Genomic DNA, 11,442 nt, shown 5'->3' with positions numbered 1-11,442 from the left:
GAGGACTGCCATGGCCGCAGACCAGGTTGTCGAGGCGCTTCGCGCGTCCCTGATGGACAACCAGCAATTGCGGCAGGAGAACCGCCGGCTCGTCGCCGTGACGCGGGAGCCCGTCGCCATCGTCGGCATGGCCTGCCGGTTCCCCGGCGGCGTGCGGACGCCCGAGGAACTCTGGGAACTGCTGATCGCCGAGCGTGACGGCGTTGTCCCCGTCCCGGCCGAGCGCGGCTGGGACACGCCGCCGCCGGACCCGGCGGACTCCGCCGCTCCCGGCACCGTGCCCGTCATCAAGGGCGGGTTCCTGCACGACGCGTTCGAGTTCGACGCGGGCTTCTTCGGTATCTCGCCGCGCGAGGCGCTGGCCATGGACCCGCAGCAACGGCTGCTGCTCGAGGTCTGCTGGGAGACCTTGGAACGTGCCGGAATCGATCCGCTGACCCTCCGCGGCGGCAACACCGCCGTCTACGCGGGCGTGATCAACAGCGAGTACGGCGCCCGGCTCGGCCACCCGCCCGAGGACCTGGCCGGTTTCCTCGGCACCGGCACCATCTCGAGCGTCGTATCGGGCCGCGTCTCGTACACCTTCGGGCTGGAGGGGCCCGCGGTCAGCCTGGACACCGCCTGCTCCTCCTCCCTGGTGGCGATCCACCTTGCCAGTCAGGCGCTGCGGGCCGGTGACGCCGCGCTGGCCCTGGCCGGCGGTGTGACCGTCATGTCCGCGCCGGGGGTGCTCAGCAATGCCCACCGCCAGGGCGGGCTCGCCGCCGACGGCCGCTGCAAGTCGTTCTCCGACAGCGCCGACGGCGCCGCCTTCGGTGAGGGCGTCGGGATGCTGCTGCTGGAGCGGCTCGGCGACGCGCGGCGCAACGGGCACCCGGTGCTGGCCGTCATCCGCGGCTCGGCCGTCAACCAGGACGGCGCGAGCAACGGGCTGACCGCGCCGAACGGCCCGGCGCAGCAGCGGGTCATCCGCAAGGCCCTGCAGAACGCGGGGCTGTCCCCGCACGACGTCGACGCCCTGGAGGCGCACGGCACCGGCACGGTGCTCGGCGACCCGATCGAGGCGCAGGCGGTCCTCGCCGTGTACGGCCAGGACCGTCCCGAGGGACAGCCGCTGCTGATGGGCTCGCTGAAGTCCAACCTCACCCACACGCAGGCGGCGGCCGGGGTCGGCGGCGTCATCAAGACGGTGCTGGCCATGCGGCACGGCGTGCTGCCCCGCTCCCTGCACATCGACCGGCCGAGCGCGCAGGTCGACTGGAGCCAGGGCGGCGTGTCGCTGCTGAGCGCCGCGACGCCCTGGCCGGCCACCGGCAAGTCCCGCCTTGCCGCGGTGTCGTCCTTCGGTGCCAGCGGTACCAACGCCCACCTCATTCTGCAGGCCGCGCCGGCCGAGGCCACGGACGAGGCGACGCGGCGCACGGCAGGCCCGGTCGCCTGGGTCCTGTCCGCCCGGACGCCCGCGGCCCTGCGCGACCAGGCAGCCCGGCTGCACGCGCACGTCACCGCCGACCCGGGCCTGCACCCGGCGGACGTCGGGCTGTCGCTCGCACGCGGCCGATCCCGGTTCGCCGAGCGGGCGGTCGTGGTCGGCGAGGGTCGCGACGAACTGCTCGACGCGCTCGGCTCGCTCGCCCGCGAGCAGAGCGCCCCGTCCGTCACGCTCGGCACCGCCCCCGCGAAGCCCGGCAAGGCCGTGTTCGTCTTCCCCGGCCTCGGCGCGGAGTGGCCGGGCATGGCGCGGGAGCTGTTGGACGGCTCACCGGTGTTCGCCGCGCGGATGGCGGACTGCGAGCGGGCGCTCGCCGCGAACCTCGACTGGTCACCCGCCGCGGTGCTGCGACAGGAGCCCGGTGCGCCCTCGATCGACGACGTGCGGGTACTGCAGCCGGTGCTGTTCTGCGTGCTCGTGTCGCTCGCGGCGGTCTGGCAGGCACACGGCGTCGAGCCCGCCGCGGTGGTCGGGCACAGCCAGGGCGAGGTCGCCGCGGCCTGCGTCGCCGGCCTGCTCAGCCTGGAGGACGCCGCCGCGATCGCGGTGCTGCGCAGCCGTGCGCTGGCGAGCGTGACCGGCGGCGGGGCGATGGCCACCGTACTGCTCTCCGCCGAGGACGCGGAGAAGCTGATCGACGGGTACGGGGGCCGGCTGTCGGTCGCCGCCGTCAACGGGCCGCGCGTGTCGGTCCTCGCCGGCGAGGCGCGGGCGATGGACACCCTCCTGGCCGAGGCGGACGGCGTGCTGGCCTTCCGAACCCCGATCGACTACGCCCCCCACTCCGCCGACGTCGACACCGTGCGCGAGACGCTCATCGCCACACTCGCCGGCATCGATCCCGCTCCGGGCTCCGTCCCGATGCTGTCCACTGTGGACGCCGCATGGGTCCGGCCGTCCGGGCTCGGGCCGGAGTACTGGTTCCGCAACCTTCGCCAGACCGTCCGTTTCCACGATGCGGTCAGGATCCTGTTCGAAGCCGGTCACCGCACCTTCGTCGAGGTCAGTCCCCATCCCACCCTGATCTTCAACATCCAGGACTGCGCGGCCGACGCCGGCCTCGACGGCCTCACCATCGTTGAGACGCTGCGCCGCGAGGACGGCGGAGCGCGGCGGCTGCTGACCTCGCTCGGCCAGGCGCATGTGGCCGGCCTGCCGGTCGACTGGAGCCCGGTGTTCGAGCCGTCCGGCGCTCACCCGGTCGACGTGCCCACATATGCCTTCCAGCGGCAGCGGTACCGGCTCGAGGCGACCAAGGCGGGCGGTGACCCCTCGTCCGTCGGGCAGGGCGACCCGGGGCATCCGCTGCTCGGCGCGGCGGTCGAACTGCCCGGCGCGGGCGGCACCGTCTTCACCGGCCGGCTGTCGGTGGCGACCCAGCCGTGGCTGGCCGACCACGCCGTCCGCGGCACCGTGCTGCTGCCCGGCGCGGCCTACCTCGAGATGGCGGCACACGTGGGCCGGCGGTTCGGCTGCGACCTGATCGAGGAGCTCACGCTCGCCGCGCCGATGGTGCTGCCCAGCGGTCCCGACGCCGACCTGGGCGTGCAACTGCGGCTGACCGTCGGGGCCGCGGACCAGGCCGGGCGCCGCGCCGTCGAGATGCATTCCCGGCCCGAGGACGCCGGCCCCGAGGCGGCGTGGACCGCGCACGGCAGCGGCGTGCTGACCGCCGATCCCGCCGCGCCGACGCCGGCACCGCAGGCGCAGTGGCCGCCCGCCGGCGCGCGGGAGATGACGATCGGAAGCCTCTACCGCGTCCTGGAGGGGCGCGGTGTGGAGTACGGCCCGGCCTTCCGGGGCCTGCGTGCCGCCTGGGCCCACGGTGCGGAGATCCTCGCCGAGGCCGCGCTGCCGGAGCTCGTGACCGAGCACTTCACGTTGCACCCCGCGCTGCTCGACGCCCTCCTGCACACCGTCACGCTGCGTAACGCCGACGCCGGCCAGAACCCGGACGAGCAGCCGGACGCGGACGGCGTGCCGCTGCCCTTCTCCTGGCACCGGGTACGCATCCTCGCGGGCGCCCCCGCCGGCCGGGTGCTGCGCGCCGCCCTGCGGCCGGACGGCCCGGACGCCGTGTCGCTGCAGGTGACGGACGCGGACGGGCACCCGATCGTCAGCATCGGCAGGCTGGTCATGCGGACGGCGTCCTTCGACTCGCTGCGCGCCCCCACCGACCTGCTGTTCCGGGTCGAGTGGGCCAACCTCGACGTCCCGGCCAGGACCGTCCCGGCGGCCGGCCGGTGGGCGCTGCTCGGCGACGGGAACGACCGGCTGCTGCCGGCCGGTGCCGTGCCCGCCGCCGGCGACGACGTGACCGGCCTCGACGCGGTGCTGCTGCCGTGTCCGTCCGCCGAGGGCGACACCGCGGACGCGGTGCACGCCGTCACCACGACGGTGCTGGCCCGGCTGCACACCTGGCTGGCCCGGCCGGCTTCGGGCTGCCCGCCGCTGGTCGTGGTGACCCGCGGCGCCACCGATCCCGGCGAGGGGCCCGTCGATGTCGCCGCAGCGGCCGTCTGGGGCCTGGTCCGCTCGGCCCAGCAGGAGAACCCCGACCGGTTCGTGCTGCTCGACACGGACGACGCCCGGGCCACGATCGATCTGCTGGGCGCCGTTCTCGACAGCGGTGAGCCGCAGGCCGCGCTGCGGGGCGGGGGCATCCACGTGCCCCGGCTGACGCGGGTCCGCGCGGGCGGGGCCCCGGACGGGGCGGAATGCTTCGGTGGTGACGGCACCGTGCTGGTGACCGGTGGGGGTGGCACGCTCGCCGGCATCCTGGCGCGGCACCTGGTCGCGCGGCACGGCGTACGCCACCTCCTGCTGCTCGGCCGCCGTGGGGCGGCCGCGGCGGGGGTCACCGAGCTGGTCGCCGACCTGACCGCGGCGGGAGCCCAGGTCACGGTCGAGTCCTGCGACGTCACGGACCGTGCGGCGCTCGACGCGGCGCTGTCGCGCATCCCGGTGCAGCGTCCGCTCACCGCGGTCGTGCATACGGCCGGCGTGCTCGACGACGGCGTGCTGACCGACGTCACCGCGCAGCGGCTGAGCGCGGTGCTGCGCCCGAAGGTCGACGGCACCTGGAATCTGCACGAGGCGACGCTCGGCACCCGGCTGCGCGCGTTCGTGGTGTACTCGTCGGTCGCCGGAATCTTCGGCGGTCCCGGACAGTCAGCCTATGCGGCCGCCAACCTCGCCGCGGACGCCCTGATGACCGCGCGGCATCGAGCCGGTCTGCCGGCCAAGTCGCTCGCCTGGGGCCTGTGGGAGACGCGCAGCGGCCTGACCGCGGACCTGTCCGGCGCCGACGTGAGCCGCATGGCCCGCAGCGGTGTCCGGGGGCTCTCCGCCGACACCGGTACGGCCCTGTTCGACGCCGCCCTCACCGTCCCCGACCCGGTGCTCGTCCCGGTGGCCATCGACGTCTCCGCGTTCCGCGACGGCCCGGTGCCTCACCTGCTGAGGTCGCTGGTACGGGCTCCCGTCCAGGTCAGGACCGCGACCGACGACCGGCTCCGGGAGCGGTTGGCCGCGGCGGACCCCGACGAGCGGCTCCGCCTGCTCGAGGAGACGGTACGGCTGCATGCCGCCCAGGTCCTCGGCCACGCCGACGCATCCCCGATCGGTGCCGACGACGCCTTCCTCTCGGTCGGCTTCGACTCGCTGACCGCGTTGGAACTGCGCAACCGCCTGGCCACGGCCCTCGGGCTGAACCTGCTGCCGACCGTCGTGTTCACCACCGGTACCTCCGCCAAGCTCGCCGAGGCGTTGCGTACGGAGTGGGCGGCCGCCGCGGCCCGTCCGCAGGCGGAGCCGGACGGTGCGCAGCGGCCGGCCCCTGAGCCACGGTCGGCCGAGTCCGATCCGGTCGCCACGCTGTTCCGCCGGCTGGTCCGGCGGGGGCAGCCCGACGAGGCCATCGGCCTGCTCAAGAACGCCTCCGCGCTGCGGCCGCTGTTCCGGACCGCGGCGGAGCTGCGCGCCGGTGGCGAACCGCCTGAGCTGCTGCGGCTGAGCGTCCATGACGAAGCCCCGGAGCTGGTGTGCTTCGGATCGATGGTCGCGCTCGGCGGGGGTCACCAGTACGCCCGGCTCGCCGCCCAGCTGCGGGGCACGTACGGCGCCAGCACGATCTCCGCACCCGGCTTCCTGCCCGGCCAACGGCTTCCGTCGACGCTGGCGACGATGTACGAGTACCAGGCCGAGGAGGTCCTCAACCGGATCGGTCGTGACCGGCGACTGGTGCTGCTCGGTTCCTCCTCGGGGGGCATCATCGCCCACGGCGTGGCGGCGGAGCTGGAGCGGCGCGGCGTCCACCCGGCCGCCGTGGTGCTGCTGGACACCTACCTAGCCAGCGACAAGGCGATGACGCAGTTCAACGACGTGCTGCTGCGGGGCATGTTCGACCGCGAGGACAAGGCCGTGCCGATGGACGGCACCCGGCTCACCGCGATGGGCCGCTACTTCCAGCTGCTCGATGACTACGAGCCGCCGGTGGTGCGGGCCCCGGTCCTGCTGGTGCGGGCGTCCGACCCGTTGGGCAAGGCGGCGCCGGGCTTCGGCGACTGGCGATCGAGCTGGCCGTCCGCGCAGGCGGTCGTCGACGTCCCCGGGGACCACTTCTCCATGTTGGAGCAGCACACGGCCACGACGAGCCGGGCGGTTTCCGACTGGCTCGAATCGGTCCTTTCCTAACTTCCAAGGAGCGATGTGCACTTGAAGACAGAAGCCCAGCCCGGCACGCCGGGCGGTCAACGCATCGCCGTGGTGGGTGCGGGCGTCATGGGCGTCGGGATCGCCACCCTGGCCCTCGTCCGCGGGCTGCCGGTCCTGCTGGTCGACGTCGACGAGGCCCGGCTGGACGACGCCCGCGCGCGGATCGCCGCGGAGCTGCGGATGGCCCAGCTGATGGGCCGGCATTCGGCCGACGCGGCGACCGGCGTGCTCGAGACCGCCACCACGGCCGGTGGTGTCGCCGAGCGCACCGTCGTCATCGAGGCGACCACGGAGGATCCGCGGATCAAGGCGAAGGTGATCGCGGAGCTGTCGGCCGCGGTGCGACCCGGCACGCCGCTGGTCTCCAACACCTCCTCGATCCCGATCGACGAGCTCGCCTCCTTCGCCGAGCGGCCGGAGGAGGTGGTGGGTACCCACTTCATGAACCCGCCGTACCTGATCCCGACGGTCGAGGTCATTCGCGGAGTCCGCACCGGCGAGGACACCATGGCGGCCCTGGGGCGTTCCCTGGCCGCGCTGGGGCAGCAGCCGATCGTCGTCAAGGACGCGCCGGGCTTCGTCACCAGCCGGGTCCTGCACCCGATGATCAACGACGCGGCGCGCATCGTGCAGGAGGGCACGGCGAGCGTCGAGGCCGTCGACACGCTCATGGAGAACTGCCTCGGCCACCGCACCGGCCCGCTGCGCACCGCCGACCTGATCGGCATCGACAACCTTGTCGATTCGCTGCGGGTTCTCTTCGAACGCACCGGTGACGAGGGTTGTCGCCCGTGCGAACTGCTGCTCGAGAAGGTGCGGCTGGGGCAGCACGGTCGCAAGTCCGGCCGGGGTTTCTACGAGTACACGAACTGATCAGGGAGATGGATGCGATGACCCAGCTGGGCGTTCACGACGCGACGGCGGACAGCGGCGAGGTGGAGAAGGACATTCTCCGTTTCCTGGAGGCACAGACCAAGCGGTCCTGGGATCCGCGGGTGGATCTCTTCGCGGCCGGCGGGCTCTCGTCGCTGTTCGCGATGCAGCTGGTGGTGCACCTGGAGCAGACCCACGGGATCTCCATCCGCGGTGCCGACCTGCGCCTCGACAACTTCCGTACCGTCGCCAGCATGGTGGCGCTGGTGTACCGCCTGCGCGGTGCCGCGGGGGCGAGCGGTGCCTGACGGTCTCGCCGCGGCTCGCGTGCTGCTCACAGATCTCGTCGGTGACCGGGCGGAGAGCTGGGACCGTACCGGCCTGCTTCCCCGGGAGCTGCTGGTGAGGCTCGGCGCGGCCGGGTACCTGTGCCCCCAGGTAGCCACCGCCCACGGCGGGCTCGGCTGGGACAGCGCGGAGGACGGTGAGTTCACCGCCCACGTCGGCAGCCTCTGCTCCTCCCTGCGCAGCATCATGACGTCGCAGGGTATGGCCGCCTGGACCATCGATCGGCTGGGCACCGAACAGCAGCGCTCCGGCCTGCTGACCCGCCTCACCGGCGGGGAGCTCGCCGCGGTCGCCTTCAGCGAGCCGCAGGCCGGCAGCGACCTGTCGGCGATCACGACCCGGATCGTCCGCGACGGCGACTCGGTCGTGGTCGACGGCATCAAGACCTGGTCGACCGCGGCCGCGTACGCCGACATCGTGGTGGTGGTCGGCATTCTCGGCGACGGTGGCGCCGGTGCCGTGGTGGTGCCCACCCGCGAGCCGGGCGTCCAGGTCGAGCGCATCGCCGATCCGCTGGGCTGCCGGGCGGCCGGCCATGCCGACATCCGGCTGACGCGGGTGCGGCTGCCGGCGACGAGCCTGCTCGGCGGTGGTGGCCAGTTCCTGCCGCTGCTGGTGACCACGGCACTCGCTTACGGCCGGATGTCGGTCGCCTGGGGCTGTGTCGGCATCCTCCGCGCCTGCCTGGCGGCGGCGGGCGCCCACGCCAGATCACGGGAGCAGTTCGGACGGCCGCTGGGCAGCCACCAGCTCGTCGCCCGGCACCTCGCAGACCTGCTGATGGCGGAGCAGGCCGCGACCCGCGCCTGCGAGCACGCCAGCCGGTGCTGGGACGAGGGCTCCGCGGACCAGGTGCTCGCCACCGTGCTCGCCAAGCACGTGAGCGCGACCCAGGCTGCGCGGGGCTCGGCCATCGCCGTCCAGGTCCTGGCCTCCGCCGCTACCCGGGACGGGCACATGGTGGCCCGCGCCTACCGGGACGCCAAATGTATGGAAATCATCGAGGGCAGCAACGAGATGTGCCAGCTGCTGCTGGCCGACCACGTGCTGGCCACCAAGTGACAGAGGGGTTGACCATGACGGCGAACCCGTCGTCCACGCCGCCGACCACTGTGAAGTGTCTCGTCTGGGACCTGGACAACACGTTGTGGCAGGGCACCCTGCTGGAGGACGGTGAGGTGGTGCTCGCCGACTCGATCCGGGACGCCGTCGTGGGTCTCGACGCGCGGGGCATCCTGCAGTCGGTGTCCAGCCGCAACGAGCACGACATGGCCTGGTCACGGCTGGAGGCGCTCGGCATCGCGGAGTACTTCGTGTTGCCCGAGATCGGCTGGGGACGCAAGTCGGACGCGGTCCGTCGCATCGCCGAGCAGCTGAACTTCGCGCCGAAGACCATGGCGTTCATCGACGACCAGCCGGCCGAGCGCGCCGAGGTCGCTCACCACCTTCCGGAGGTCCGCTGTTATCCGGCCGAGGTGGCCGACTCGCTCCTCGACCTGCCGGAGTTTAGCCCGGCGGCCGACACCGTGGACTCGCGCCGCCGCCGGCAGATGTACCAGGCCGGGTTTCGGCGTGACGCTGAGCGCGCCGAGTTCAACGGCCCGGACGACGAATTCCTGCGCTCGCTCGACCTCGTGCTGCGCATCGGGCGGGCGAGCGAGGAGGAGCTGTCCCGGGTCGAGGAGCTCACGCTGCGCACCAGCCAGATGAACGCCACCGGGGTGCACTACTCGGACGAGACCCTGCGCGGGTTGCTGCGGGACCCCCACCACGAGGTGCTGGTGGCAGCCCTCACCGATCGGTTCGGGCCGCACGGTGCCGTCGGCGTCGTCCTGATCGAGAGGCACCCGGCCGTCTGGCATCTTCGGCTGCTGGCCACCTCCTGCCGTGTCGTCTCCTTCGGGGCGGGATCGGCGATCCTGGGGTGGCTGGGAGACCAGGCGGCGCGGGCGTCGGTGCACCTCGTCGCCGATTTCCGGCCCACGGACCGCAACCGGATGATGGAGGTCGCCTACCGGTTCTCCGGGTTCGACGACGTGTCGTGCGGCTGCCGGGACACCCTGTGCGCGCCGGAGGCGGAGGGGGTGCAGCGACTCCATTTGCTTCCCGCCGAATGGAAGGGTTTGACGACGATGCGGCTCGACGCCGCGGATCTCGCCGGCGTATCGGCGGCCGGCCCGGGCGCCGCTCGCTGACGCCGCACGGGAGCCCTTGGCTCGATCGGCGGGTTTGCCAGCACATCGTCCGTTCCGCGACCCAGGGCTTCTTGCTTTTTTTGAGTATATGGATATTTACCTCGGTGACTTGCCCACCGCTCCCGCTCCGGTCATGCTTGTCGGCGTCACTGGTCCGCTTATTTCCGTCTACTTCCGATTACTGCCCCGTCCCGGATGGTTCAAGTTCACGGTTACGGTCTGAATAAATTTCGTTGTCGGAGTTCAGGCGTGCTCGGGGAACTGTGCATTTCGTGAGGAACAGGTCGTGGAATTTCTCGTTCTCGGTCCGTTGATGGTGCGATCGGGAGACACGGAGGTGGCCATTTCCGCCCCGCGGCAGCGTGTAGTGCTGGCCACATTGCTCCTCAATCCCAACAAGGTTGTCACCGTGGATCGGATCGCACGGTTCGTCTGGGACGACGCGCCTCCCCCGAGCGCGGCGGCAACGATCCGGACCTACGTCATGCGACTGCGTCAGGTGCTCAACAAGGCCGGTGCCGAGCGGATCGTGACGCAACCGCCCGGCTACCTGATCCGGGTTCGGGAGGAGGACACCGACCTGGGCCGGTTCCTGGCACACCGAAGGGTGGCGAAGGAGCTCGCCCAGGCCGACGACCTGCCGGGCGCGGTGGCGGAGATCGACCGAGGGCTCAGCCTGTGGCGACACGACCCGTTCCTGGACGTGCCATCCAGGCTGTTGCACGCGTCCGAGGGCGTCCACCTGGAGGAGCTGCGGCTGGAGGCGCTGGGATGCCGGTTGGACATGCAGCTGGCCCTGCGCCGGCATGCCGAGGTGCTGCCGGAGCTGCGGAGGATCGTCTGGGAGCAGCCGCTGAACGAGGCTTTCGTGGGCCGCCTCATGCTCGCCCTGTTCCGGTCGGGTCAGCAACTGGAGGCGCTCGAGCTCTTCCAGCACACCCGCGCCGAGCTGGGCAGTCAGTTCGGCATGGAGCCCGGCGCGGAGCTGCGGGAAATCCAGCGTCGCATCCTGCGCGGCGAGGACGAGACCGTGGTCGTCAATGTCCCTGCGCAGCGCGGTGAGCCGCAGCCCGGCGCGGAGGGCGAGAAGCCCGAGACGACCGTCCAGCTTCCGTCCGAGACACCCGCCCAACTCCTGCCCGAGACCTATGGTTTCACCGGGCGTGCCGCAGAGACCCGGAAGCTGCGCGACCTGCTCACTTCGCCCGGGCCGGCGGGGCAGGCGGTGATGGCGGCCGCGATCACCGGCGCCGCCGGGATCGGCAAGACCAGCCTGCTGCTACGGGTCGCCCACGCGGCCCGCGGCGATTTCCCCGACGGTCAGCTCTACGCCAGTTTCGCGGGCTCGCAACGCTCGAGCGCTGATCCCGACTACGTGGTCCAGCGATTCCTGATCAGTCTCGGGCTGCCGCCCGGGGCCATCCCGTCCGAGGCCACCGACCGGTTCTCGCTCTACCGGTCGATGATCGCGCAGCGCCGGGTCCTGATCGTGCTGGACGAGGTCTGCGACGCTTCCCAGGTGCGCCCGCTGCTCCCCGGCTCCGGCGACAGCCGGGTGCTGATCGGCAGCCGCAACGCCCTCGCCGACCTCAGCGGCTCCTGTGCCGTCCTGCTGGACCCGCTGGACGAGGACGACTCGATCGAGCTGCTCGCCGGCGTCATCGGCGGACCCCGGGTCGCCGCCGAGCCCGAAGCCGCCCGAGCCATCGTCCGGGCCTGCGAGGGCCTGCCCCTGGCGCTTCGCATCGCCGGCGTCCGTCTGCAGCGCCGGCCAGGCCGCAGCCTCGTCGACTTCGCCTGCCGGCTCTCGGACCCGCA

General features: G+C 72.6%; 4 protein-coding genes and 2 pseudogenes. All 6 read left to right on the top strand.

Annotated elements, in window-relative coordinates; translation table 11 throughout:
• Positions 1-10 precede the first annotated feature (10 nt).
• A pseudogene (locus ABT297_RS23830) lies at positions 11-6,187 on the top strand (type I polyketide synthase); the annotation flags it as partial.
• Between the two features lie 21 nt (positions 6,188-6,208).
• On the top strand, positions 6,209-7,081 hold the full coding sequence (locus ABT297_RS23825) for a 3-hydroxyacyl-CoA dehydrogenase family protein (protein ID WP_350553319.1): 873 nt from the start codon (positions 6,209-6,211) through the stop codon (positions 7,079-7,081).
• Between the two features lie 17 nt (positions 7,082-7,098).
• Positions 7,099-7,389: an acyl carrier protein gene (locus tag ABT297_RS23820; RefSeq protein ID WP_350553317.1), complete on the top strand. Its 291-nt coding sequence runs from the start codon at positions 7,099-7,101 to the stop codon at positions 7,387-7,389.
• The gene (locus tag ABT297_RS23815) at positions 7,382-8,491 is read left to right on the top strand and encodes an acyl-CoA dehydrogenase family protein (protein ID WP_350553315.1); all 1,110 of its coding nucleotides are present in this window, start codon (positions 7,382-7,384) and stop codon (positions 8,489-8,491) included. Before ABT297_RS23820 ends, ABT297_RS23815 begins: the two co-directional genes overlap by 8 nt.
• Positions 8,492-8,505: 14 nt before the next feature.
• Positions 8,506-9,624, top strand: a complete 1,119-nt coding sequence (locus tag ABT297_RS23810) for an HAD-IIIC family phosphatase (protein ID WP_350553313.1) — start codon at positions 8,506-8,508, stop codon at positions 9,622-9,624.
• A 313-nt stretch (positions 9,625-9,937) separates the two neighbouring features.
• Positions 9,938-11,131, top strand: a pseudogene (locus ABT297_RS23805) (AfsR/SARP family transcriptional regulator); the annotation flags it as partial.
• Positions 11,132-11,442: the final 311 nt, after the last annotated feature.

The sequence above is a fragment of the Dactylosporangium sp. NPDC000555 genome (genome assembly GCF_040300025.1).
Classification (GTDB): Bacteria; Actinomycetota; Actinomycetes; order Mycobacteriales; family Micromonosporaceae; genus Dactylosporangium.
This window is presented reverse-complemented; position numbering and strand designations above follow the sequence as displayed.